The following is a 23,909-nucleotide window of genomic DNA, read 5'->3' on the forward strand; positions in this document are numbered from 1 at the left end:
ACAGCAAAGTTAATAGCAAATTTAACCTTAACGGGCCCAGTGAACGATGATACGGGGCCTGTAGCTCCACCTTGGCTACTAATAGCCAAAAACGAACAACCAGGTTGATATTTCAATGTTTGTTTCACCGAGTGCGTGTAAAAAGACTCTAGCACCGTCATTATTAGCGTTAACAGATGCATGCTCTGCAAAAGTTCTGGCACTGTCAAAAAGGCCTGTAGTAAAGCCTAATAATGTATTTACATTAATCGGATATGTAATATTTTTTGTACCTTCTGAGTAATTATTATTTAACGCGCTGCCAGTAGTTCCAGTAATTTTTATACCTTGGAGAGCAAAAATGCCTTATAATATAAATTTTATAAGCGAAAAATCAAGAAATACCAAGCAAATCCCAAGCAGTAAATTTACCGGAATTACTGGTAATTTGCAGTGTTTTTATTGACTGATAATATGCATATATACAACATCATTTTAGTAATTTTATTGTTTTGCGAAGCTGCACAAGGGTTTTATGGGTATAAACTCCGTCAGTAACATTATTAGCTGCATGTCCTAAAAGACGTCGTTTAGCGTTGTAGTTAGCATCAGCATCATCTAATAGTGTTGCAAATGTATGGCGACAATCATGCGTAGTATGCTTGCATTTAATTGTGTCCATAACTCTGTTAAATGCACGTGCAAATTGGGCATAGCTCATTAAGTCGCCTAATAGATATTTACCAGGTTGGGTTAACCGATATTCTATTAATGGCCAAATGCGATCATGTATAGGGATGATGCGGATGCCTGCTTTAGTTTTAGATTGAGTTATATCAAAATATTTTTGCTTGATTTTTACATCGGTCTTTTTTAAATATCGTAATTCAGCCGAGCGCATTCCAGTGTATAGCATGATTAATGGTAAATCCTTATACGGGTTATTGCAGGACCAAATTTTATTGATTTGCGCACGAGTAAATGGCTTGTGGGGTCTAACTGGTACATTTTTACCAATATGTAAATAGGATGCAAGGTTTTTATCAACCCATTCATTTATGATGGCAAAACGGTAGAGTTGATGTATGAGTGAGCGTACCTTTTTTAAGCTTGCATATGATAAGCCTTGTGCAGCCATAGTATCGAGCAGGTTTTGTAGTTGATTATATTTGATTTTATTTATAGGGATACCTGCTAAAGGGCCTAGGTGCCGTAGACCGTTACTATAGCCATCGGCTGTAGACTGGCTGACTTGTTTACTATGACTTGGGTACCAGGCTTTATATACGTTAAATAATGTAAGCCCAGGAATTGGAACCGAAGAATTATTGAATTTTGCTAATGCATCTAATGCTTCAGCATATGTGGCATAATATCCGATAATATGCAAAATTTGTCGACCTTTGGTATCAATGCCAATGGCTTTACGCACCATATAGGGGCGCCGACGGGGGCCAGATTGCTTTGCGATTTGTCCATAACCATTAGGTAGTCTCATTTTTTTATACCTCCATAATTAAAAAAAGAAAGGAAATGTTATGTATTTAATTGTAATCAATCCAGAAACCGGGGCAAGAACAACATCATATGCAATTGGTGTACATGGCAATACTATGAGCCAATTAAAAAAGCAAGCCAAAAAAGATTATCCAGGACAAATTATGATCGAGGATAAAGATGGGAATCTTTGGCTTGAATTTAATGATGATAAGATTTGGGATGGGGAAAAGTTAGTTGACAAACCACCATATATACCTACTGCAGCGGAAGTTGAAGAAGCAAAATTGAAACAGCTTGATGCGGAATATGCAAATAAACTAGCCGAAGCAAAACAAGCCGTTACTGAAGCGGTAACAATAGAGCAAGATAACGAATTAGCAGATGAATTAAGAAGTGATTATCAAGATATTAAAAAGGAATATATTGAAAAGAGAGGTGCTATTAATGGCTAGATGTTTTTTGTGTATGCGTAAAATGTTAAATGAATATCAATGTTCAAATCCTAAATGTGAACGACATGCGTTGCCACCAGCAATGCAAGCCGAAGCAGAAAAGGCTAAAGAAGAAAAACTAAGCGGGGGTGATCAAGATGAACCTGCACAAGATAAAAAGGGCGGTGAAAAAATTAATGGGTGAGTTATTAACATTTGTTAAAGATATTGTGCCGACACCAACACAAATTGAAATAGGGGTGATTGGGGGATTTTTTGGTCCTATTTTTGCTTATTTATTAGGGTGGAATAATGACATTTTTTTCTTATTATCAATGATGGCTTTAGATTTTGTCACAGGAATAATGGCATCTATTATTGATGAAACAGGGCTAAGCAGCGAGCGTGGGTATAAAGGTGGCATGCGTAAAGCACTAGCGTTGTGTACTGTAATGATGGGAAATTGGTTTATGATTTACACGGGGAGCGCTGCTGTTTATTTAACAGTCATTTACTTTTGGATTTCAAATGAAGCTATTTCTATATTAGAAAATGCTCGTAGAGCTGGTGTTGATGTGCCGTTAGGACTGGATAAAATTTTAATTAAAGTTTTAGAAGAAAGGAAAAATAGATAATGAAGCAGGTTACATTGCAAAATTTAAAAGATATGGCTAAGAAGTCGTATTATGATTTGTGGGGAGCTGCTAAAAGTCTAAATCGTGATGTAAAAATTTATCTGCATTGGACAGCTGGTCGATATGACCAGCTTTTTAGCGATTATCATATTTTGATTACTGGTAATGGTAGTGTATATGTAAGTACTGATAATTTAAATGAATTAAAAAAAGCAACATACATGAGAAATACAGGGAGCATCGCAATTGCTCTTTGTTGCGGATATGATGCAGAAAATGAAAGCCATTTAGGTAATTATCCACCAACACAAATACAACTGGTAGCAATGGCCCAAGTAATTTGTGTGCTTGCTGATGCACTAGATTTAACAATCGATTTAAATCGGGTCATGACACATGCTGAAGCAGCTAAAAACAAAGATGGATTAGCAACACATGATGACTATGGACCATATAGTGGGGACCCTGACACTAGATGGGACCTTTGGGTTGTTAAAGAGGGGGAAGCACCGTGGTCAGGTGGTGATTATTTGAGAGGAGCGGCTAACTGGTGGCGTGGGCAAAGATTATTGCGGGGGTAAAAAATCATGGTAAAACGATTATTATTGCTGTTAGCATTATTATTGCCATTGTTGGGTTATGGTACTGTTTCCGCAAATTATCAGATAACGGAAGCTCAATTAACGATGCTAGAACACAATTTGAACGAATTAGAACAGAACAATCAGAAGCTACAGAGCATGCAATTGAAATCGAATCAGGACTTAATAGAAGCACAGAAGGCCTTGAAACAGTCCGAAATGAAATTGAACGAAGTACAGAATCAATTGGCCGTGTTAAGGAACGAGGCGCAGCAGCTGAAGAAATCATTGAGCACAACCAAAAACTCATTAGAGATAGCCGAGAAATCCTTGAACAAATACGAAAAAAAGGAAAAAGCACAGAATAGGCGTATAAAATGGTTACAAATTGCGTTAGGCTCAGCAATAGTTTATGCTGTTAGTAAATGATAGAGAGGGGAAATTTCCCCTCTCTTTTTTTGTTTGTGAAAAAACGTGTGCATATATGTGTATATGTGTGTTATAGTGTTTACAAAAAGTAAAAATGTGTGTATAATGTAATCATAAGATAACACAAGGTAACATAAAGGAGCGATAATCATGGAAAACAAAGCATTAATTGAAACACTTAAAACGAAAGTATGGGACTACTTAGTATCTCTTGAATCGTTAAAAATTGAGTTGGACGTTGAAGGTGTTAAAGATACTATCTTTGGTTATTTATCCTTTGGCGACATCAGAAAAGATACCAATAAAATATTAGAAGTTGTTGAAGTCAACAATAAAACTGTATTATGCAGCGTACGTAAGCATAGTATTTTATTTGACGATGAGTTAGATACTAATACATATCTTAATATGCTAGCTAATGCTATCATATTAAAATTAGTAAAATATGGTATGGTTGATTGGCAATCTGCCACCGAAAATATGAAATTAGATGGTGCGGCAGCTACTATATTAAGTAAAGCTGGTATCAATACAGTAGGTGAATTAGTAGGCGATCTACAATTCGCAAGTGCTTCAGAATTACAGGCTAAATTATCTGATACGTTTGAATATAATACAGATAATTTATATATTGGACGTATGGGCGCGGAAGCTAATACAAAATTGAGTATAAATGCTGGAATTACTTTCCACAAACCATTTATCACTAACAACGGTAAAATATACGACTTTATAAGCAAAGATATAAAAGAATTTATCAAATTTGTTCAAGATAATATTCGTATGCAAGACAACAAATTTGGTATTATCAAAGACGATATGAATTACTTTCCATTAGCTGTATTAGATAGCGATACAGTAGAATATACAGATATGTATAGTAATTGGCATACAGATAATTTAGAACATTTTAGTACAGTGGCAAATAAAGCAACGCTAACCGTAGATTATGATTCAATTGGTTTAAACGGAGTAGAAAAATTACAAGATAAAAGTTTTGGCATATTTAAAGTCAAAGCTGTAGAGTCTATTGTTTCTATATAAGGGGGAATAACATGGAAAAGAAACGAAAAAATGTTTATATGGGACCCGAGCTAGAAGAACTAGCAAGGGACTCACAAGGTAACAATTTTAGCAAAAAATTAAATGCGATAGTAAGAAACTATAAAATAATTATGGAATATACCCATTTTCCACAATTTGATAATAATATTAAAACAGAGCAATTAAAGTTGTTAATTGACATCACTCGTGAAGCGGACATAACGAGTGAGTTTATCGAGAACTTGCCACAAACAATTATTGATAGTGGAGCGCTGGATAAAGAGGATTTAGTGGATTTAGCAGATAAAGTTAGACGGACTCCAATTATTGAACTAATAAAGCTAATCGGCGATTAATAAAGACGTTAAATAATATATATGTAAAAGGCCCACAGAGCTAGAAAATAAATAGCTTTGTGGGCAATTTTTTTGCTTATATCATTTGACAATACTATGAATTCATAGTATAATAAAACCATAGAAAGGAGGTAAACCAATGAAAAAGAAAATAGAGCTTATAACAGCAATAATACAACTAACGACAGCGATATTATTACTGATACAAGCTCTAAAAGGTTAGCAAAAGGTGGTCATCGCAAGATGGCCACTGACCTTTACCTAATATAAGTATAACACATTGGTAAAAATATGAAAATGATGATTAATTTGATAGCCTTAGTGCTTAGTGTTATTGCGTTGTTGATTGTAATAAGTAAGGTGATATAATGAAAATAATAGAAGCAGTAATGACAACTAAAGAGGCGGCAGAACGTTGGGGAAAGTTGCAAGCCGTTATTCAGCAAAATTGCTTGGGTCAGAAGGGGTTGCCACCACGGTTTTCTGACGATGAATGTAGAAAAAGTGGAGGGACTTGGTTAGTCACATATGAAGGTATGAAGAGATTGTATGGTGAACCTTTGGGAAAGGAGCATACTAAATGAACATTGAGATAATAAAAGATAGATTTAATAAAAATAATATTATAGTAAAATCACCATATAATGAAGATTTTATTGAAAAATGCCATAAACTAAATGGCAAATTTGATTATAATTACAAAGGATGGGTATTTCCTGAAGCTTTAATAGAGGATATTAAACAAGCCTTATTTGAAGTGTATGATTGGAGCGATACAGAAGAAAAAATAGAGGTTGAATACAAAGCCATTGATTTTATTGCTAAAGAAAATGAAATTAGAATTGGAAATAAATTGGTGGGAATTAGAACTGAAAGGGATTATAGAGTGATCCTCTATGATACAGTAGTAGAGTATGGCCAGTTACCTAAAACTGGTGGCAGTGGAAAATATCCATCAATTTTTGAAAACACAAATGATGTAGGTAAAGATACAATTTTAAAGAGTAAAATTACTAAAAAATTATATGATAAACTATCTGATGAAGATAAAGAAAAAATAAAAATTATGAAATAGATGGACATTTAGATAAAGTTAAAAGAATGCCCCCTAACTTGCCCCCTAAATGTAAGTTTATTTTAAGGAGATAGATAGATACTGAATCAATTAGGGGCATTCCCATCAACCGCACCATATCAGTTAATAAGCGCCTTGCGAGATTTTCGCAAGGCGCTCTTTTTGTTTTGACAACACTTTGTCATGAGGGGTTTGACAACACTTTTAAAATACTTTTTCGAATAAATCGTTAGTATATTATTTTTTGTTTGTATCTTTCTTTTGATCTTTGGTTGGTTCCTCAATATTAATAATCACATTTTTCTCCTGCCAACTGCGTACCGCATCATTGACATACGAATTACGTAATTCATCAGCTTCTTCCGGAGTCATGATGATTTTTTTACGTGGGATAATGATTTCACGATTTACAGATACGTCTTCATTGTAAGAATAGCCATCATCGGGATCCCATTGATTGATGGTTGCGCTACCGTCAGGATGTCGAATAACTTGTGTTTGTAAATCAGCGAATACCGTTGAAGAACTTATTAATAATAGACCTGATACAGTGATTATTACCTTTTTCATAGCTTGCCTCCATAAATAAGTAATAAATAGAAATCTATTTCTCAAACAGTATTTTTGAATTTTATAAAGCCATAAATCTTAATTCCATTATACAATATTCATATAGAAAAAGGACTTAAGTTTGAAAAACAAAAAGGCTGTCATGGCAAGGGGTCTATCCTGCCATGGCAGCCTTATTTCATACCCGATTTCAACAGGGAGTTATGTCATGGATTGTTGGATATCAGGTAAGGTACCAACATTAATTATGACTTCAGTATTGGTACAATTTTATTATATTAAATTCAAAGTGTCCTCAAAAGATATGGGGCAATTAATGAGTAACTAATAAATTCCAGAGTAGAATAAAAATATCAGAACAATTTTCACATTTTTACCTTATCACGGTTCTAGTAATTAATAAGAGATTAGCTTAAATGGCAATCAACATATTGTATAAACGATAGAGTTTGATATCTTCTTTTGAAATTTTTAATTGCATAATAAGATCTTCGTTCTCATCCAATCGCTTTCGAGCCAATAAAATTTTAGTTGCAATAGGCATCGTAGGGCGCGTAGAAAAGCCGTTAAATAATCCGAGCTTTGTATCGGCTTCCAATTGAGACGCTAATACTTGGGCACTGGCTTTTTCCATCGGCATATGGCGGTTAGTCAAAGCTATATGAGTGAGTGCGTCAAAATGCTCAATATCGCCATCATAAATGTTTTCGGCAGCTTGATAGCGTTCGAAACTTTTAAAATTCATATACATAATAATCTTAAATTTATTTGGCTCCAGCTGTTCAATAATGTCGAATACGCAACGAATGAGTGCATTGACACGGCCGTCATAGATATACCCATAAAATTGAAATAAGCCGTAGAAGAAAGTTGGAATCTTAGCATTTGCCATGTTGAGTACTCGCTGCTGTGGTATTAGGAGATGTTCAATATTAATTTGCAAGGCATTGGCAATATCGTATAAAGTGGCGATATCTATAGTAATTTCTCCCTTCTCATATTTAGCTAAGGTAGATGTGCTTTTATTGATTCGTTGTGCCAAAATATCTAGTGTAAGGCTTTGTTTTTTGCGTTCGAGTCGGATTTGTTCACCGATTTTTGTTCCTATGTCCATAATTTTTCCTATAAATATAAAAACCAAATGTAAAAAATAAATTTTTGTTTTTTTACTATTATAGCATGAATGAGACTATGTTTTTCTATTGTGAGTAGAAAAATATAGTTATTTTTTTATTGAGAGTAAAAAATAGGCTTTTTGACATCTCTTTAAGTAATACATAAAATACAGTTAAGTAATAAATGATGCGTAGGTAGAAAGGATGAGGATTATGTATAATTTTGACGAAATTATAGATCGTACGCATACGAATGCAATGAATACGGATGGTTTTAGAGAGTATATTTTTCATGATGACGGAACAATGGTGTTTCCGTTTAAAGATGAAGAATTCATTCGTATGTGGGTAGCTGATATGGAATTTGCCACACCGGATGTAGTGATTGAAGGGATTAAATGCCGTTTGGATAAACGCATCTTCGGTTATACTCGCGTTTTTGAAAACAGTTATTATGAGGCTTTGGTTGCATGGTGTAAACGGCGCTACGACTGGGAATTTGAGAAAAAAGACCTTGTTATGTCGAACGGCATTATTCCTGCCTTATATGAATTGGTAGACTACATTTGCAAAGAGGATGAAAAGGTATTATTCCTCACTCCTTCTTATGCATACTTTAAATATGCAGCCGATTTTAACTCTCGTGAATCTGTATATTCTAATTTAAAAAATGATGATGGATATTACAGTGTAGATTTTGAGGATTTGGAAGAGAAAGCCAAAGATCCGAAAACGACTTTGTTTATTCTTTGCAACCCACATAATCCAAGCGGCCGTGTTTGGAAGCAGGACGAATTAGAAAAGATGGCGGCTATTATTGAAAAATATAATTTATGGGTCATTTCCGATGAAATCCACTGTGACTTATTGCGTACCGGATTAAAACATATTCCACTGGGGAAAGTGATGCCGAATTACGAACGTCTTGTTACAGCTATGGCACCAAGTAAAACATTCAATATGGCGGGCCTAATGATTTCAAATGTAATCATCCGCAGTGAAGAATTGCGAAATATCTGGTTGAGCCGTCACTACAACTTTGATAATCCTTTGAGCATTGCCGCAGCACAATCGGCGTATGAAGACGGGGAACCATGGCTTATAGAATTACAGGCCTACTTGGATGAAAATTTCAAACTTGTGGGGGAATACTTGAAGGAACATTTGCCAAAAGCCAAATACAAAGTGTCGGAAGCCACATACTTGGCTTGGGTTGATCTGAGCGCTTATTTTGAACCGGATGAACATTTGCCATTATTCTTTGCTAATAAAGCGGGGGTGCTTTTGGAAGGCGGCAATATGTTTGTTCAGAATTCTGACGGATTTATTCGCTTGAACCTAGCTTGTCCTAAGAAAATAGTAGAAGAAGGACTTAGACGAATCTGTGATGCGGTGAATAATAAACATACGGAAAAATATGTGAAAAATATGTAAAAATCTCAAAAGTGTAAAAGGAACTTGGTGAGTGAGGAGTATAAGATAATGGATACGAAACGTTTACAACAACTTGCTGTAGCACAACAAGAATATGTTGTAGCTATGCGTCGTAAATTTTATGAACATCCTGAGATATCCGGTCAGGAAGTGCAGACAAGAAAGTGGTTGATTGAAGAACTAGAAAAAATGGGAGTGCCTTATGAATTGTTACCGGGGACCGGCATAATAGCTGTTATTAAGGGAGGCAAGACCGGTAAAAATAAAGTACTTCGGGCCGATATTGATGCACTTCCGTTGCAAGAAGAATGTGATAATTTAAAACAACCGAAGAAGTCGGTTTCAAAGATTGACGGTATTTGTCATGCTTGTGGCCATGATGCTCATATGGCAGTGTTGTTAGGTACTATGAAAGTTTTAACAGCAATTAAAAGTGAAGTGGCAGGCACGGTATATTGCTGTTTTGAAGAAGGGGAAGAAATTAATTGTGGTATAGATACCATGATTGCTGCATTAGAGAAGTATTCTATTGATGAGTGTTTTGCTTTACATGTATACAGCGGGTTGGATGCTGGTACAGTGAATATTGAGGCCGGTTCGCGGATGGCAGGAACAGTGGGAATAGGTATTTATATTCATGGCAAGAGTGGGCATGGCTCTCGACCTGATCAGGCAATTAATCCTATTATTCCGGCTGCGCATATTATTACACAACTCAACTCGGCCTTTATGAATCAACTTAACGTAGAAGAAACCGTTACTTTGGGCATAGGGATGGTGAAAGCCGGAGAAGCAACTAATATAATACCTAATGAAGCATATATAGGGGGTACGGCTAGATTTTTTAATAAGGTGGAGGGCGAAAAAGCCTTAGCTATCATTAATCGAATTGCTGAAAACACGGCATTAAGTCATGGATGTACAGTATCTTTTCAAACTCGTCATTGTATCAGTCCTTATCCGGTTGTCAATGATAGCGGAGTGGCAACACGGATAGAAAATAAACTGGCAGCAATTTGTGGTACTGAAGTATTAAGTCCTTGTGAACGTTGGTATGCATCAGAATGTTACAGTGCATATTTGTTAAAATATCCCGGTGCATTAGGTTTCTTGGGGATTCGTAATGAAAACTATGGCAGTGGAGCTGCTCATCATAATGGTAAATTTGATATTGATGAATCCGGATTATACTTGGGTGTATGTGCTGAATTAGCATTTATATTTGAGTAGAATAGGGGGCGCATATGAAAGGTTTGAAGGATTTTAAGATGCCACATTTATTGTGGATTATGTTTGGCATTATTTTGCTTTCTTGCTTGGCAACATATATTATTCCTGCAGGAGAGTTTATTACTGATAAAGCAGGTCGTGTTATTGGAACAGATTTTCATTATTTGGGATATCAAACGCCGATTAGCCCTTGGGATGCGTTAATGATGATGAAAAATGGGCTTGTCGGAGCTGCTACAATTATGTTTGTGGTTATGATATCCGGAGCTACTATCAATGTTGTTTTAGATACCGGAGTATTAGATGATTTGATGAACTGGGCAGTATATCGTTTAAAAGATAAAGGTACAAATCTACTTATCGGTTTAATGATGACATTGATGGCTTATCTGGGTGGCTTTGGCGGTACCGATGCATTAATTGCTGTAGTGCCGATAGGGGTTTTATTTGCTAAAAAGCTTAGACTAGACCCTATTTGTGCTTTGGGAGTTACTACCTTTGCAGCACTGGTAGGATTTGGTACCGGGCCGGCACAACAGGCGACAACACAAATGTTAATGGATGCTATTCCGTATTCGGCATTTTTTACACGTTTAGTCATTATGAATTTTTTTATAGCTGTAGCGATTATTATGATGCTTATGTATGTTAAAAAAATTCGAAAAAATCCTGAAAGTTCATATATGTATGCGGAAGGTTGGCGGCCGGATAAGACAGTTGGAGAAGGAGAAGAAGCTCAGCTGTTGAAACAGGTTGAAATGAATTGGCGAAAAATTGCTGTTATTATCATTTTTATTGTACAGTACTTAATCATTGCACTATATCCTCTTTTGGGCGGTGACCCTAAGTTGACTTTTGATTTTATGATTGCAGTTATGTTGTGTACCATGATTTTGGTTGGCATAGTAGGGGGCATGTCGGCAGATGCATTGGGCAATAGCTTTGCTAAAGGGTTAGGGTCTATGGCATTTGTAGCGTTTGTCATTGGACTGGCTAAAGTAATATCTTTGGTATTGGCCGGTGGTCATATTATTTATACAATTGTGTACTTTTTAACAGGACCATTAATGGAATTACCTCGTTCAGTAGCCAGTGTAGGGTTGACATTGATTGTTTCGGTTATTAATCCAATCATTCCTTCGGCTACTTCAAAAGCAGCTATTTTAGTTCCTATTATGAAACCGGTAGCCGATACTTTGGGTTTACCGACTAACTTGGCAGTAGTTGCATACCAGATGGGGGACAGTTTTACGAACCTTCTTTCGCCGTTACTGGGATGGATGATCGGTTCCTGTGTTATGGCTGAAGTGCCTTATACAACTTGGTTACGCTGGGTTTTTCCAAAAGTAATGTTCTTTATTTTACTGGCTTGCGTTATTGTCTTTATTTTAACAATTACCGGTTGGCAGGGAGTTATTTAATAATACCGAAAGCCGTTCCATAGGGATTGCGAAACGGCTTCTCTTTGCATGAAAGGAAGCAACTTATGAATAAGGAAGAGTTCTTAAAACGATATCTTACAGATCGTCACAATTCAAGATGTATGAAATGGGATTCGTTAAAAAGTAAATATGGTCGTAAAGATTTAGTTTCTATGTGGATTGCGGATATGGAATTTAAAACGCCGGAACCTGTAATTGAAGCCATTACCAAGCGTGCGCAAGCAGGGGTATTCGGATATTCAAACGATTGGCCTGAATACTATGATGCGTTATCCAATTGGATGGAAACACGTTATCACTTCCCAATTAAAAAAGATTGGGTTCGATTCTGTACAGGCTGTGTAACAGCTATTGCCTGGTCGATTTGGGCTTTTACAAAACCAAAGGATGCTTGTCTTATTTTGACGCCCGTCTATTATCCGTTCCATAATGTAGTAACCTATAATGACCGTGAGTTAGTAAAAGTTGATTTGGACTATAATAATGAAAGCGGTCATTTTACCATGAATTATGAGGCCATTGAAAAAGCGATTGTAGACAACAAAGTTAAATTATTTATTCAATGCTCACCACATAATCCGGCCGGACGTGTATGGACGGAAGACGAATTGGATAAAGTATTGTCGATTTGTAAAAAGCATGGTGTTATTGTAGTAAGTGATGAAATCCACCAAGACTTCGTAATTGACAAAGACCGTCATTTTGTGCCGGCAGCCGTTGTAAAAAATGGTAAATATCGTGATATCGTTGTTACATTAAATGCGGCGTCAAAAACGTTCAACCTGGCAGCTTTGATTCACTCTCATATTATTATTACTGATGAGAAATTGCGGGCTCAATATGATTTGTTTGCTCGGGGCATGAATCGTACGGAGTTGAATATTTTGGCAATGGAGGCAGTTCAAGCAGCCTATACATATGGCGATGAATGGCTGGATTCATTGCTTAATGTAATTCGAGATAATCTGGCTTATTTGAAAGCACGATTACAAAAAGAAGCACCTGAAATTGTCGTGACTGATCTGGAAGGTACATATCTGGTGATGTTGGATTTACGAAAATATATCGGCACAGAAAACGTAAGCGATTTTATAGTTAATAAATGTCGCTTAGCGGTTGATTATGGAGAACAGTTTGGTGATAATTATAAAGGCTTTATTCGTTTGAATTTAGCCACGGATCCGAACTTAGTGAAACAGGCTGTAGATAATTTAGTAGCGGCCATTCACAATAAAGCGTAAGTCATATTGTTTTCAAACTAATAATGTATTCCTAACAAACGCCAAAAGGCTGCGGCCTCAGGAAATCCTGAGCGTCACAGCCTTTTAGTTGTATTGATATAAGTAAGTGATGACTTTATGGATGTTTGTTGTTGTAGCCTTATTTTATATCCTTAGTCGTAACTTATGCCACTGTATAGATTTTAACGTCCGGAGCGGCACTCCAAAGTGGTTTCAAGCCGGTGAAAACGTCGTTTTTAAAAAGATCGCTTTCTAAATATGCTTTGGCATGTTCAACGCTGTCAAAGCCGTGAAGAACTTGAACGTCTTCGTCGCGAATTAATAAGTCTTTAGTCAAAGCCCCTTCAATAGTGTCGAGGAAAGGTTTGCGGTAATCGGTGTAAACCTTAGCTGCGGCAGGACGGTTAGACTCATTAATAGTCATGGTAATTTCCAAGTATGCTTTTACATTCATGGTGCTTGCCTCCTATATAACATAAAAATTAAAATGCTTGCCGACCAAGCGGCAAGAAAGCAAATTATACGGCTCAAATCCTCAGAATAGTTATTTAGAATTCTCAATTTTTGAGCTTGATTTCATTATAGAAGTTTGACTTTAGCTTGAGAAGATATCAGCAAAATCATGAGTAACTAATAATTTTCATAGTAACTTGAGGGGTTGCAGGCCTTTTATTATAATGAAATACATAGAAAGGATTGGTTTATATGTATCAACCGAAGTTAGAAAAGGATATCCGATGTCCCTTAGAATATGGACTTACTGTGTTTGGCGGGAAGTGGAAATCCCGCGTTGTTTGCGTGCTTAATGAGAAGGGCACTTTGCGATACAGCTCTATTCGCAAAGAGATGACTAACATAACGGATGCGGTTTTGGCGACGACCTTGAAGGAGTTAATTGCCGATGATATGATTCAACGTCAGCAATACGATGAAATTCCGCCTCGAGTTGAATATTCCTTAACAGAGAAGGGAAAGTCCGTAGTACCGATTTTACAAAATATATGTCAATGGGCCGGTGCTTATCACACAGTTGATAATGAGCATGCCATGACGCAGTGTCAGACTTGTGATTATAATAACTGATTAAGAGAGTGTAACAAAATGCAGCTGAATAGGTTGCATCTTGTTACACTCTTTTACTTATTTTCTTATCGCTTATTGTGCGTATATACAGGACTAACAAGCGGCGTTTGTGCTATAATAAAGTGATATACATTGAGATTCAAAAGAGACCATTATTTCATTTTGTTTGTAAATTACAAAGACTAGGAGTAAACATCTTGGAATTACTATGGCTTATTTTTGACATGGTGGGCACCATTGCCTTTGCTGTTTCGGGAACGCTTGTAGGCATCGGGCGGCGTATGGATATTTTCGGCATGCTTGTTTTAGCCTTGGCTACGGCTATTGGTGGCGGTATTATGCGTGATTTAATTGTGGGTAATATTCCGCCAAATTCGCTTCGCACCGGAATTTATGTGGGAACGGTCATCGCGGTAACCTTTATTATGTTTCTTATTTATCGCTCGCGAAGCGATCATTACATCGGGACTCGTTGGGTTCGCCGGATGTATTTAGCGGCCGATACGTTGGGGCTTGCGTCCTTTACGGTTACCGGCGCCGGCATCGGTATGTACAATTATCCGGACATGCCGGTTTTGAGTGTTATCTTAGGTTTGTTGACGGCCGTAGGTGGCGGGGTAATCCGTGATATCTTGGCGCAGCGCGTGCCGTCGGTTTTGCGTGAAGAAGTGTATGCCTTGCCGGCCATTATCGGCGGTATCGTGTATTGTGCGTTTTATTACGGAGGCATGTGGCAAATGGCGTCGTACAGTGCGTTTGTCATTGTAGTTGTTATTCGTACGTTGGCCATTCGTTATAATTGGAGCTTGCCGCGCATTAAATAGGCTTGATTTCTACTTTATACAGCTGAGCGCAAAGTTTTCACAATATATTAGTCAAGTTCGATATGTTTTAATATAATAAAATATGATATAATACTAGGGATTACAAGATTTTTGACAAAAATCTCAAAGAAAAAGATGTAAGCCGAGTAATAGCTTATTCAATGTGAATCGGTAAAGAAATTAAAAGTGTTGTTTGTATAAAATGGAATAATAGACAGAAGAAGGAGTGAGTGTATTGAAGAAACGATTTTCCTGGCTGGCAGGGGCTTTGGCTGCTGCTGTTTTATGGGGAACATCGCAGGTAGAGGCAGCTACCATTTTATTTGTACCGCAGGATAACCGTCCGGTTAGCTTATCTTACACCGTTGACACGGCGGAAGGTGCCGGTTATACAGTGATTACGCCGCCGGATTATCTGATTTCAGGTAAAAACTATCATGGTGAAGCGGATAAAATTTGGCAGTGGGTTGATGAAAACGCCGGCCGTGCCGATGTGATGGTGCTCAGCACGGATACGTTGGTGTATGGTGGTTTAGTTGATTCTCGTAAACACAGCTTATCCTTGAATACGTTGTTGAACCGCACGAAACAAATCGGAACTTTGCATGACAAATTCCCGAATGTGCCGATTTATGCGTTCGGCACGGTAATGCGTTCGCCTCGTGCCAGTGGGGGCGGGGTAGAGCCATCCTATTATGATGAATACGGCCCGACTATTTTCCAGATTGCCGCATTGCAGGATAAAATGGATGCCGGCAATTTGACACAAGAAGAACAGTCTTCATTGGTACAATTGACCGCTACGGTGCCGGTTGAATACTTACAAGACTGGTTTAATCGTCGTCAGAAGAATATGACGGTTAACCGTGCGCTTATTGATGAAACCCGCAAAGGAGTTTTCAAATATTTCGCCTTAGGTCATGACGATACGAGTACTTTATCGCAGTCGGCTTTGGAAAGTCGTTATTTGAAGTTATACAGCAAAGGTCTTAATATTGATCGTTACGGCAGCTTCCCGGGTGCCGATCAGCTTGGTTTGTTGCTTATTGCCCGCGCGCATGTAGACCGTAATAACTTGAAACCGTCCTTTGAAGTGATTTATCCGTTGGGCGGTGCCGGTGAAACAGTGCCTCATTACGAGGATCAGACCGTTGCCAAAACAATTGCGGAGCACGTGGAAGCCGTAGGTGGTACGCTGGCTACCAAAGGCAAACCGGACATTTTATTGGCCGTAAATACGCCACTTGGCAAAGTGACCGGCGAATCGGAAGCGTTTGAAAACTTCCCGATGATTTCTGCCAGCACGAATGCCTTTTTAGACAAAATTCAGACCGCCATTGAACAGAACGTACCGGTAAGTATTGCCGATATTTCTTACTCTAACGGCGCTGACAATACATTCGTATATGGACTTTACAAACGGGATTTACTCTACAAAGTAGATGCGTACAATGGTTGGAATACGGCAAGTAATACCGTAGGTTACGCTATTGCTCAAGGCATTTTGGGTAAAGCTATGCCGACTCAGGCTCATCGCGATATGTTGACGCAGCAGTATTTGGATAACTGGGCTTACCAGGCTAATATCCGTAAAGATATTTATCGCATGCAGGATTCGATTCGCACCGATAATGTGCGCTACACCGGTACTTTGAATGAAAAACTGGAAAGCTACATGGGTGAACGAGTTCAGGATTTTGCCGAAAAATATTTGAAGATTGATCCGCGTACTGTTTCCGCACGATTCCCTTGGGGCCGTCTGTTTGAAACAGATATTACCGTGTATGATCAGCCGATAGCACCGTTGCAAAAAGAATTACGTTTACAACGTGAAGCGGAAGCGAAGGCTAAAGCGGAAGCCGAAGCAAGAGCCAAGGCCGAGGCGGAAGCCAAAGCTAAAGCGGCAGCCGCCGGCAATGGAGCCCCGGCAGCACCTGCTACGGGTGGCATGTCCACTCAAATTCCGGTAACGCAGGAATAAGTGAGGTAGCATCAAATCTTAGCGGCCAAGGGTTGCGATTCAGCCGTTAGGAATAGTGATGTAGCCGTAATTTACCAAAAGAAGTAACAGATATATACGGGACGGAGGGCTTAGTCCTTCGTCCCGTTTGTGTTAGAGAGGAGATACTGTTTTGAAACAGGCCTTTTTACCTGAAATAACTTATATGCGCGGTCTCTGTATGCTTGGCGTTATCGGCATACACGTAGGCTCATTTGCCCTCGCCAATCCGCAAGCCAATGTACAGTTAATCGGTTTGTTGGAGATTTTATCGCGCTTTACCGTGCCGGCATTTTTCTTTTTGTCAGCCTTCGGTTTGTTTTATCACACGTCAAGCTTTGACGAGTTTTCCTACAAGGACTTTCTGTGGCGCCGTTCCCGAGTTGTCTTGTTCCCCTATATTGCTTGGTCTATTTTATATATTGCGTATGCCGGGGCGACAGTGGGCAACTTTGCAGGTTTAACACCGCGCTATTTATTGCCGGCCTTATTTTTTGGCAACGGCTATTACCACTTGTATTTCATGGTTATTTTGCTCTGGTTTTATCTTATGATGCCCCTTTGGCGGGCCATGGTGCGCGGTATTTTGCAAAAGCCCGTTCTTTGGTTGTCGCTCATCTTCGTGGTGCAAGTGGCGTTCAACTTTTGGTCGTCCTATTACAGCGGTCAAATTAAGTTTGCTAACCACTGGCTTCAATATGCGTACTCCATGAAGCTCAATTATTGGGTACTTCACTATATTTGGATCTTCCTCTTGGGCGCGGTGGTAGCGGAACGCTATGAAGCAACCTGTGAGTTATTGTGGCGCTATAAAGGGCTTTTGACAATCACTTTTGCTTTTTCGGTGGCTCTCATGATAGGCAGTTATTTTTACGTTCTCAATGAGCGTCATTATACCTTGTTGGAAGCAATTTACACGGTTCATCAATTGAGCCCTATGGGGATGCTCTATACCGGTGCCGCTACGCTGTTCTTCCTGTTCTTCTTCATTGCCACACCGATGAGCAGTGCCGCGAGGGCTATTTGGGAGCAGATTGGTGAGACGTCGTACGGGATTTACTTGATTCATCCGTTTATGCTCATCATCCTCTCGGCCGGTATGTTTGTGGCAAAATTGCAATATACGGCTTTGGTTGTTATCGGGATCTATATTTGTACTGTTTGCATGTCGTACATGGGGACTTTGCTTTTGAAAAAATTGCCGAAACCGGTGCGCCGAATTCTTCTGGGCCGCTAAATAATCTTTTTGATGGAGTACGCAGTTTTGGCTTGGCTGATAAACGATTTTGACTATACCGTAAATTGAATAGTTAATAAAATTATTTACCTTGTGGGCAAGTGTCCGTCGACTGTGCTATAATCGTTACATAAACAATATTTGATTTTTGTTGGATGTTCCCGATGTGTTAATTTCGGGGTGCCACATATGATATGCGAGGTGTTCTTATGAAAGAGTTAACCTATTTTAACGGTGAATTTGTAGAACCTGGTGCTAAATGCGTCAGCTTAGACGATCGCGGCTATTGCTTCGGCGACGGCGTGTATGAAGTAACACGTGTTTTTGACGGCCGTTGCTTTGCTTTTTCGTACCATCAGGACAGACTCTATCGCTCCATGCGCTTCATGGATATTCCGGTAAAAATGCGTCCGGAAGATTTGCAGGAACTGCATGAAATCATGATTGAACAGAGCGGTATTACGGACGGCTATATTTATCTGCAGATTACCCGTGGTGTGGAACCGCGTCATCATGCATATGATCGCTCCAAATTGGAACCGACCATGTACATGTATATTCGCCCAATCAAAGAAGATTTGAGTAAATTGGGGGAAGGTGTCAAAGCAATCAGTTTGCCTGACGAACGTTGGCTTAATGTGGATATTAAAACATTGAACCTCATTCCGAATATTTTGGCCCAGACTAAGGCTGAAAAGAAATTCGCTTATTCTGCCGTTTTATTCCGCGACGATATCTGTACGGAAGGGGCTACATCTAACGTATTTGCCGTTAAAGACGGTATTTGCTATACCCATCCGGCCAATAACTTGATTTTAAAAGGTATTACGCGCCAGCTCGTAGTAACTCGCGTAGCTCCGACAGCCGGCGTTTCCGTCATTGAAAAAGAATTTGACCGTGAATTTGTTGAAAATGCGGATGAACTCTTCTTCACCGATACAATTGGCGGTATTATTCCGATTACGACCTATGACCGCAAGCCGGTCGGCAATGGTGAAGTAGGTCCTGTAGCCGCCAAATTGCGTGCCGGTTATGAAAAATTATTGGCAGAAGGGTTGGCTTAATTAACTTATGAATACCCGAATCATTACGGGGACGGGATTATTATTGGCGCTGGCTTTGCTTAGTCAAAGTCTGCGCCTTATTATTCCGTTGCCCAATATGGTAAGTATGTTTTTGATCGGCTCCTTAGTGGGGCTTTGTATGTTGGTGGCGGCCATGCGTTACGGCTTGGCAAGCGGTCTTGTTATTGCTTGGGCAACGCCGGTCATTGCGTTTATGCAGGCCATGTTGCCATTTGCGCCTTTCGTGCCGCTCGTGGCGATAGGGAATACGGTATTTGTAATACTTGGTTATCTCCTTAAAAATCAGTCCGTATGGCTGCAAGCTCTTGTGTGCAGTGTGGCCAAATGCGTCGTTTTATATTGCAGTTTTGCCCTGTTATTTGTAGGCTTTGCCGTGCCGTATCCGATTGGACGGGCCGTTCTATTTATGATGAGTTGGCCTCAGATTGTGACGGGAACGTTGGCTGTTGTAGGGGCACGGTTCCTTTTGAATCACAGCTCACTGGGAGGCAATAAATAATCTTATAAATGGTTATATAAGAACTCTATAGGTAGCTATACAAAAGCCCTATAAGTAGTCTAGGAGTCTTCTATTGACAGTCATTCGCTACAGTGTTATGATTTTATCACGCTAAAAATACATAGGTTCATCAAGAGTTGACTGAGGGACTGGCCCTATGAAGTCGCGGCAACCATCCGGTAAGGAACGGTGCCAATTCCAACGAAGCTAGGCTTCGACAGATGAAGAAACTGTAACTCTTCATGTGTGTGAAGAGTTTTTTTTATTGTGTTAAATATATTTCAAATAGAGAGTTAGAGAAAAGGAGAGCGATCACATGATTGAACTTACGCATATTAGCAAAGTTTATGACGGTCCGAATCGCGTAGAAGCGCTAAAAGACATTAGCCTATCCATTAAAGAAGGCGAAATCTTCGGGGTTATCGGTCAAAGTGGGGCCGGTAAATCAACTTTGATTCGTTGTATTAATATGCTGGAACGACCTACATCCGGTTCTGTTGTAGTAGACGGTGTAGATCTTACGAAATTGAATGAAAAGGACCTCAGGGAACAGCGGAAAAACATCGGTATGATTTTCCAGCACTTCAATTTATTATCGTCCCGTACGGTGTATGACAATGTAGCCTTCCCGCTGGAACTACAGGGAATGAGCAAAGCGGAAATCAAGGAACGCATTTTGCCGATTCTTGATATCGTTAAATTGGGCGACCGTTTAAACAACTACCCATCTCAGTTATCGGGCGGTCAGAAACAGCGTGTCGGCATTGCCCGCGCCTTGGCAAGTAATCCGAAAGTATTACTTTGTGACGAAGCCACATCTGCGTTGGATCCGCAGACAACCAAATCCATCTTGGAATTATTGAAAGATATTAATGAAAAATTAAAATTAACCATCGTCCTCATTACACATGAAATGCAGGTTATCAAAGAAATTTGCGACCGCGTTGCCGTTATTGAAGGTGGCGTTATTTTGGAAGAAGGTCGTGTAGTCGATGTATTTACAGGCCCTAAAGAAAAAACAACGAAGGAATTCGTAGGGGCTATTATCAGTCATAAATTACCGGAAGAAGCATGGCGCCATCTCAATGTACAGCCCGATTGGAAAGACGGCTTACATCCGATTATTCGTTTGAACTTCACCGGTGATGTGGTGGATGAGCCGGTTGTGGCAGGCGTGATTCGCCGTTTCGGCCTCAACGTAAGTATTCTCTTCGGCGGCGTCGATTACATTCAGGATACGAGTTTCGGTCATCTGATTATAGTGTTGGATGGCGATAGAACAAATGAAGAGCAGGCGATTCAATACTTGAATGAATTGCCTATTGGAAGCGAGGTGATCGGCTATGTCGCAACAAATCATTAATTTGTTGATTCAAGGTTTAGGCGAAACCTTGCAAATGACAGTTATCTCTACCATTGTATCCATGATTGTAGGGATTCCGCTCGGTGTTATTTTGGTAATCACCGGCAAGGGCCATATTATGGAAAATAAAGCAGTGAATGCCACATTAGGTTCGGTTGTGAATGCACTCCGTTCCATTCCGTTTATTATTTTGATGGTAGCGATTATTCCGCTGACCCGTATTATTGCCGGTTCCTCCATCGGGACTACGGCGGCTTGTGTACCGCTTACGATTGCGGCGATTCCGTTCTTGGCGCGTTTGGTAGAAACATCGATTCGCGAAATCAACAGCGGTGTTATTGAAGCGGCGCAGGCTATGGGTGCTTCACCAATGCAGATTATCCGCAAGGTGTTATTGCCGGAAGCATTGCCTACAATTATTGATAACATCACTGTTTTGGTAGTTAACTTAATCAGCTATTCCGCTATGGCCGGTGCTATTGGGGGCGGCGGTCTCGGGGATATCGCGATTCGTTACGGTTATCAGCGTTTCCAGGGCGACGTAATGTTGGCTACTATCGTAATTTTGATTGTATTGGTTCAATTGATTCAGTCTTGCGGTGATTTCTTATCCCGCAAAGTGAATAAACGCTAAGCTTTTATATAAAGCGTTGGCGTGAATGAAATATTGGGCAGATAATTTTGCCGACAATTTGATTTGAAAAAGAGAGCAGAGAGAAAAGACTGGGGGAAACATATGAAAAAATTAGCATTCTTATTGGCAGCCATCGCAACGTTCGCCTTGGTATTGGTTGGTTGCGGCAATGACAGCAAAGACGGCGCCGCAGCGGGTAATCAGGAAATTTCCGTAGGTGTAACGGCCGGTCCGCACGCTCAGGTTATGGATTTTGTAGCCAAAGAGGCGGAGAAACAAGGCCTTAAAGTTAAAGTCGTAGAGTTTAATGATTATATTCAGCCGGATGTGGCGCTTGAACAAAAAGAATTGAGTGCCAACTCCTATCAGCATCAGCCATTCCTTGACAACATGGTGCAGGAACGGGGCCTGAAATTAGTGTCTATCGGCAAAACAATTCTTTTGCCAATGGGTCTTTACTCCAACCAGTATAAAGATTTGGCCACCGTACCAAACGGTGCTAGCGTAGCGATTCCAAACGATCCGACTAATGGCGGTCGTGCTCTATTGTTATTACAGCAAGCAGGACTCATTCAGTTGAAAGACGGCGGTTCGCCAAAATCTACGGTAGCGGACATTACCTCCAATCCTAAGAACTTACAAATTAAAGAATTGGAAGCGGCTCAGATTGCCCGTTCACTTAACGATGTAGATATTGCTTTAGTTAATACAAACTATGCTCTTAATGCAGGGTTAAATCCTTTGAAAGATGCGGTTGTAGTTGAAAGCAAAGATTCCCCGTATGCTAATGTATTTGTTGTCCGTCAAGGCGATGAAAATAACGAAACTATTAAAAAATTATTGGCTGTTTACCAGTCTGAGGCAACTAAGAAATTTGTAGAAGACACCTTCAAAGGTTCCATTATTCCGGCATTTTAGTCGGGTTGAAAAAGACTTTTTCACTTTTTTGTGTGAAAGTCTTTTTCTTTTGCTTAAATATGTATATAATAAAATTATCTAATTAAGCAAAGGGAGGATTCTTATGAGCGTCAATGAAAAACTACGTAATCCTTTAAATAATCAATTGTTTGAAGCTATCTTAGCTTTGAAAACAATCGACGAATGTTATGAGTTTTTTGAAGATATTTGTACGGTCAATGAATTGAAAGCGTTGGCACAGCGTTTGCAGGTAGCACGTATGCTGGAAGCCGGCGAAAGCTATGATAATATTGTGGAGACGACGGGTGCCAGTACGGCCACAATCAGTCGTGTAAAACGTTGCTTGGTCTATGGAGCTGATGGCTACAAAACTATTTTGGCACGTTTGAAATGAGGCATATATGGATGTAAGTTTTATTGATCCGGCACTTTTGATGCCGTTGATGTTATTTTTCGCGGGGGCCTTAGCCGGCTTTGTGGACTCCATCGTAGGCGGTGGCGGTTTAATTTCCGTGCCGGCCATGTTGCTTACTAATTTACCTCCCAGTGTAGCTTTGGGGAGTAATAAATTATCCAGTGTATTCGGGGCGTTAACGGCGGCTATTGCGTACGCCCGTTCCGGCAAAGTGGAATGGCCTTTAGTAAAACGCCTAATGCCGATTACGTTTGTAGGCTCCCTCCTTGGGACTTGGCTGGTTATCAGCATTCCTCCTTTATATTTAAAACCGATTATTATCGTGCTCCTCGTCAGCGTTTTGATTTTTGTGTTGTTTAAAAAAGACTGGGGTACAGTGACCACCTATGTGGGCGCATCGAAGCAAAAGTTGATTTTACTCGCCATCGGTGCGTTAGGTATCGGCTTTTATGACGGCTTTGTAGGCCCCGGCACAGGCACGTTTTTAATCTTTATGTTTATTTATGCCGGTTTCAACTTTTTATATTCGTCAGGCAATGCCAAGTTTTTGAACTTTACCAGTAATCTGGCGTCACTGATTCTGTTTATAAGTTTGGGTCATGTAGACTATGTGCTCGGCCTTTCGGCTGCGGCCGGACAGATTATAGGAGCTACGCTCGGGGCACGCTTGGCAATCAAAAAGGGTGTGGGCTTGGTGCGTTTTGTATTTATTGCCACCACCGTAAGTATGCTTTGTAAATTAACTTATGATTATATCGTTGCGCAATGGTGACAAAGGAAGGTGAGATAC

Annotated in this window: 28 protein-coding genes and 1 riboswitch; of the genes, 24 read left to right on the forward strand and 4 right to left on the reverse strand. The window is 39.6% G+C overall.

Annotation, left to right across the window (positions count from 1 at the left end; translation table 11 throughout):
- Window positions 1–469: 469 nt before the first annotated feature.
- Complete coding sequence (locus tag EO124_RS06255) at window positions 470–1,477, reverse strand: tyrosine-type recombinase/integrase (protein ID WP_127058801.1); 1,008 nt, start codon at window positions 1,475–1,477, stop codon at window positions 470–472.
- Window positions 1,478–1,517: 40 nt separating this feature from the next.
- Between EO124_RS06255 and EO124_RS06260 the strand changes: the two genes are divergently transcribed.
- From EO124_RS06260 to EO124_RS06295, 9 genes are all read left to right on the forward strand, one after another.
- Window positions 1,518–1,931, forward strand: coding sequence for a hypothetical protein (locus tag EO124_RS06260; RefSeq protein ID WP_127058802.1), 414 nt, complete (start codon window positions 1,518–1,520; stop codon window positions 1,929–1,931).
- A 13-nt stretch (window positions 1,932–1,944) separates the two neighbouring features.
- Complete coding sequence (locus EO124_RS10185; RefSeq protein ID WP_164726566.1) at window positions 1,945–2,115, forward strand: hypothetical protein; 171 nt, start codon at window positions 1,945–1,947, stop codon at window positions 2,113–2,115.
- Entirely contained in the window at window positions 2,108–2,545 is a 438-nt protein-coding gene (locus EO124_RS06265; protein WP_164726567.1) for a phage holin family protein, read from the forward strand. The genes EO124_RS10185 and EO124_RS06265 overlap by 8 nt, the downstream gene beginning before the upstream one ends.
- A complete protein-coding gene (locus EO124_RS06270) occupies window positions 2,545–3,126 on the forward strand; it encodes a peptidoglycan recognition protein family protein (protein ID WP_206512545.1) in 582 nt (193 codons plus the stop codon). Before EO124_RS06265 ends, EO124_RS06270 begins: the two co-directional genes overlap by 1 nt.
- Window positions 3,096–3,494, forward strand: coding sequence for a hypothetical protein (locus tag EO124_RS06275; protein WP_127058805.1), 399 nt, complete (start codon window positions 3,096–3,098; stop codon window positions 3,492–3,494). The genes EO124_RS06270 and EO124_RS06275 overlap by 31 nt, the downstream gene beginning before the upstream one ends.
- A gap of 211 nt (window positions 3,495–3,705) precedes the next feature.
- Window positions 3,706–4,599, forward strand: a complete 894-nt coding sequence (locus EO124_RS06280; protein WP_127058806.1) for a hypothetical protein — start codon at window positions 3,706–3,708, stop codon at window positions 4,597–4,599.
- Between the two features lie 11 nt (window positions 4,600–4,610).
- Window positions 4,611–4,955: a hypothetical protein gene (locus EO124_RS06285; RefSeq protein WP_127058807.1), complete on the forward strand. Its 345-nt coding sequence runs from the start codon at window positions 4,611–4,613 to the stop codon at window positions 4,953–4,955.
- Window positions 4,956–5,323: 368 nt separating this feature from the next.
- Window positions 5,324–5,539 (forward strand): helix-turn-helix domain-containing protein, encoded by a 216-nt coding sequence (locus EO124_RS10350; RefSeq protein ID WP_127058808.1) that lies wholly within the window; start codon window positions 5,324–5,326, stop codon window positions 5,537–5,539.
- On the forward strand, window positions 5,536–6,030 hold the full coding sequence (locus tag EO124_RS06295) for a hypothetical protein (protein ID WP_127058809.1): 495 nt from the start codon (window positions 5,536–5,538) through the stop codon (window positions 6,028–6,030). Before EO124_RS10350 ends, EO124_RS06295 begins: the two co-directional genes overlap by 4 nt.
- Window positions 6,031–6,267: 237 nt before the next feature.
- Here the strand turns inward: EO124_RS06295 and EO124_RS06300 are convergent, their stop codons facing one another.
- Together EO124_RS06300 and EO124_RS06305 are read right to left on the reverse strand one after the other, a co-directional pair.
- Window positions 6,268–6,600, reverse strand: a complete 333-nt coding sequence (locus EO124_RS06300) for a hypothetical protein (protein ID WP_127058810.1) — start codon at window positions 6,598–6,600, stop codon at window positions 6,268–6,270.
- A gap of 412 nt (window positions 6,601–7,012) precedes the next feature.
- Entirely contained in the window at window positions 7,013–7,714 is a 702-nt protein-coding gene (locus EO124_RS06305; protein ID WP_206512546.1) for a helix-turn-helix domain-containing protein, read from the reverse strand.
- A gap of 214 nt (window positions 7,715–7,928) precedes the next feature.
- On the opposite strand from EO124_RS06305, the gene EO124_RS06310 reads away from it, so the two are divergent.
- From EO124_RS06310 to EO124_RS06325, 4 genes are all read left to right on the forward strand, one after another.
- Window positions 7,929–9,149 (forward strand): MalY/PatB family protein, encoded by a 1,221-nt coding sequence (locus tag EO124_RS06310; protein ID WP_127058811.1) that lies wholly within the window; start codon window positions 7,929–7,931, stop codon window positions 9,147–9,149.
- A gap of 48 nt (window positions 9,150–9,197) precedes the next feature.
- Entirely contained in the window at window positions 9,198–10,379 is a 1,182-nt protein-coding gene (locus EO124_RS06315) for an amidohydrolase (protein WP_127058812.1), read from the forward strand.
- 14 nt (window positions 10,380–10,393) lie between these two features.
- A complete protein-coding gene (locus tag EO124_RS06320) occupies window positions 10,394–11,800 on the forward strand; it encodes an AbgT family transporter (RefSeq protein WP_127058813.1) in 1,407 nt (468 codons plus the stop codon).
- Window positions 11,801–11,865: 65 nt separating this feature from the next.
- Window positions 11,866–13,062 carry a MalY/PatB family protein gene (locus tag EO124_RS06325; protein ID WP_127058814.1) on the forward strand — a complete coding sequence of 399 codons (1,197 nt, stop codon included), beginning with the start codon at window positions 11,866–11,868 and terminating at the stop codon, window positions 13,060–13,062.
- 163 nt (window positions 13,063–13,225) lie between these two features.
- Here the strand turns inward: EO124_RS06325 and EO124_RS06330 are convergent, their stop codons facing one another.
- Window positions 13,226–13,516, reverse strand: coding sequence for a hypothetical protein (locus EO124_RS06330; RefSeq protein ID WP_127058815.1), 291 nt, complete (start codon window positions 13,514–13,516; stop codon window positions 13,226–13,228).
- Window positions 13,517–13,824: 308 nt separating this feature from the next.
- Between EO124_RS06330 and EO124_RS06335 the strand changes: the two genes are divergently transcribed.
- From EO124_RS06335 to EO124_RS06385, 11 genes are all read left to right on the forward strand, one after another.
- On the forward strand, window positions 13,825–14,145 hold the full coding sequence (locus EO124_RS06335) for a winged helix-turn-helix transcriptional regulator (RefSeq protein WP_241230680.1): 321 nt from the start codon (window positions 13,825–13,827) through the stop codon (window positions 14,143–14,145).
- A gap of 197 nt (window positions 14,146–14,342) precedes the next feature.
- Entirely contained in the window at window positions 14,343–14,969 is a 627-nt protein-coding gene (locus tag EO124_RS06340; RefSeq protein WP_127058817.1) for a trimeric intracellular cation channel family protein, read from the forward strand.
- Window positions 14,970–15,204: 235 nt separating this feature from the next.
- Window positions 15,205–16,950 (forward strand): DUF4127 family protein, encoded by a 1,746-nt coding sequence (locus tag EO124_RS06345; protein ID WP_241230681.1) that lies wholly within the window; start codon window positions 15,205–15,207, stop codon window positions 16,948–16,950.
- Between the two features lie 151 nt (window positions 16,951–17,101).
- The gene (locus EO124_RS06350) at window positions 17,102–18,205 is read left to right on the forward strand and encodes an acyltransferase (protein WP_127058818.1); all 1,104 of its coding nucleotides are present in this window, start codon (window positions 17,102–17,104) and stop codon (window positions 18,203–18,205) included.
- Between the two features lie 209 nt (window positions 18,206–18,414).
- Complete coding sequence (gene dat, locus EO124_RS06355; RefSeq protein ID WP_021840637.1) at window positions 18,415–19,269, forward strand: D-amino-acid transaminase; 855 nt, start codon at window positions 18,415–18,417, stop codon at window positions 19,267–19,269.
- A gap of 7 nt (window positions 19,270–19,276) precedes the next feature.
- Window positions 19,277–19,789, forward strand: coding sequence for a hypothetical protein (locus EO124_RS06360; protein ID WP_127058819.1), 513 nt, complete (start codon window positions 19,277–19,279; stop codon window positions 19,787–19,789).
- Between the two features lie 124 nt (window positions 19,790–19,913).
- A riboswitch (SAM riboswitch) is annotated at window positions 19,914–20,017 on the forward strand.
- 88 nt (window positions 20,018–20,105) lie between these two features.
- Window positions 20,106–21,152: a methionine ABC transporter ATP-binding protein gene (locus EO124_RS06365; RefSeq protein ID WP_127058820.1), complete on the forward strand. Its 1,047-nt coding sequence runs from the start codon at window positions 20,106–20,108 to the stop codon at window positions 21,150–21,152.
- On the forward strand, window positions 21,133–21,786 hold the full coding sequence (locus EO124_RS06370; RefSeq protein WP_021840634.1) for a methionine ABC transporter permease: 654 nt from the start codon (window positions 21,133–21,135) through the stop codon (window positions 21,784–21,786). The genes EO124_RS06365 and EO124_RS06370 overlap by 20 nt, the downstream gene beginning before the upstream one ends.
- Window positions 21,787–21,888: 102 nt before the next feature.
- Complete coding sequence (locus tag EO124_RS06375) at window positions 21,889–22,704, forward strand: MetQ/NlpA family ABC transporter substrate-binding protein (protein WP_127058821.1); 816 nt, start codon at window positions 21,889–21,891, stop codon at window positions 22,702–22,704.
- Window positions 22,705–22,807: 103 nt separating this feature from the next.
- The gene (locus tag EO124_RS06380; protein WP_006556263.1) at window positions 22,808–23,098 is read left to right on the forward strand and encodes a YerC/YecD family TrpR-related protein; all 291 of its coding nucleotides are present in this window, start codon (window positions 22,808–22,810) and stop codon (window positions 23,096–23,098) included.
- A 7-nt stretch (window positions 23,099–23,105) separates the two neighbouring features.
- Window positions 23,106–23,891, forward strand: coding sequence for a TSUP family transporter (locus EO124_RS06385; RefSeq protein WP_127058822.1), 786 nt, complete (start codon window positions 23,106–23,108; stop codon window positions 23,889–23,891).
- Window positions 23,892–23,909 lie beyond the last annotated feature (18 nt).

It is taken from the genome of Veillonella ratti (assembly GCF_003992115.1).
GTDB classification, from domain to species: domain Bacteria; phylum Bacillota; class Negativicutes; order Veillonellales; family Veillonellaceae; genus Veillonella_A; species Veillonella_A ratti.

Bases quoted from the DNA above. Each gene is read 5' to 3' on its own strand.
- EO124_RS10185 (WP_164726566.1), top strand. From the start codon at position 1,945: ATGCGTAAAATGTTAAATGAATATCAATGTTCAAATCCTAAATGTGAA.
- EO124_RS06265 (WP_164726567.1), top strand. From the start codon at position 2,108: ATGGGTGAGTTATTAACATTTGTTAAAGATATTGTGCCGACACCAACA.
- EO124_RS06365 (WP_127058820.1), top strand. From the start codon at position 20,106: ATGATTGAACTTACGCATATTAGCAAAGTTTATGACGGTCCGAATCGC.
- EO124_RS06255 (WP_127058801.1), bottom strand. From the start codon at position 1,477: ATGAGACTACCTAATGGTTATGGACAAATCGCAAAGCAATCTGGCCCC.
- EO124_RS06260 (WP_127058802.1), top strand. From the start codon at position 1,518: ATGTATTTAATTGTAATCAATCCAGAAACCGGGGCAAGAACAACATCA.
- EO124_RS06285 (WP_127058807.1), top strand. From the start codon at position 4,611: ATGGAAAAGAAACGAAAAAATGTTTATATGGGACCCGAGCTAGAAGAA.
- EO124_RS06385 (WP_127058822.1), top strand. From the start codon at position 23,106: ATGGATGTAAGTTTTATTGATCCGGCACTTTTGATGCCGTTGATGTTA.
- EO124_RS06370 (WP_021840634.1), top strand. From the start codon at position 21,133: ATGTCGCAACAAATCATTAATTTGTTGATTCAAGGTTTAGGCGAAACC.
- EO124_RS06320 (WP_127058813.1), top strand. From the start codon at position 10,394: ATGAAAGGTTTGAAGGATTTTAAGATGCCACATTTATTGTGGATTATG.
- EO124_RS06325 (WP_127058814.1), top strand. From the start codon at position 11,866: ATGAATAAGGAAGAGTTCTTAAAACGATATCTTACAGATCGTCACAAT.
- EO124_RS06360 (WP_127058819.1), top strand. From the start codon at position 19,277: ATGAATACCCGAATCATTACGGGGACGGGATTATTATTGGCGCTGGCT.
- EO124_RS06375 (WP_127058821.1), top strand. From the start codon at position 21,889: ATGAAAAAATTAGCATTCTTATTGGCAGCCATCGCAACGTTCGCCTTG.
- EO124_RS06295 (WP_127058809.1), top strand. From the start codon at position 5,536: ATGAACATTGAGATAATAAAAGATAGATTTAATAAAAATAATATTATA.
- EO124_RS06315 (WP_127058812.1), top strand. From the start codon at position 9,198: ATGGATACGAAACGTTTACAACAACTTGCTGTAGCACAACAAGAATAT.
- EO124_RS06380 (WP_006556263.1), top strand. From the start codon at position 22,808: ATGAGCGTCAATGAAAAACTACGTAATCCTTTAAATAATCAATTGTTT.
- EO124_RS06330 (WP_127058815.1), bottom strand. From the start codon at position 13,516: ATGAATGTAAAAGCATACTTGGAAATTACCATGACTATTAATGAGTCT.
- EO124_RS06310 (WP_127058811.1), top strand. From the start codon at position 7,929: ATGTATAATTTTGACGAAATTATAGATCGTACGCATACGAATGCAATG.
- EO124_RS06305 (WP_206512546.1), bottom strand. From the start codon at position 7,714: ATGGACATAGGAACAAAAATCGGTGAACAAATCCGACTCGAACGCAAA.
- dat (WP_021840637.1), top strand. From the start codon at position 18,415: ATGAAAGAGTTAACCTATTTTAACGGTGAATTTGTAGAACCTGGTGCT.
- EO124_RS06270 (WP_206512545.1), top strand. From the start codon at position 2,545: ATGAAGCAGGTTACATTGCAAAATTTAAAAGATATGGCTAAGAAGTCG.
- EO124_RS06300 (WP_127058810.1), bottom strand. From the start codon at position 6,600: ATGAAAAAGGTAATAATCACTGTATCAGGTCTATTATTAATAAGTTCT.
- EO124_RS06280 (WP_127058806.1), top strand. From the start codon at position 3,706: ATGGAAAACAAAGCATTAATTGAAACACTTAAAACGAAAGTATGGGAC.
- EO124_RS10350 (WP_127058808.1), top strand. From the start codon at position 5,324: ATGAAAATAATAGAAGCAGTAATGACAACTAAAGAGGCGGCAGAACGT.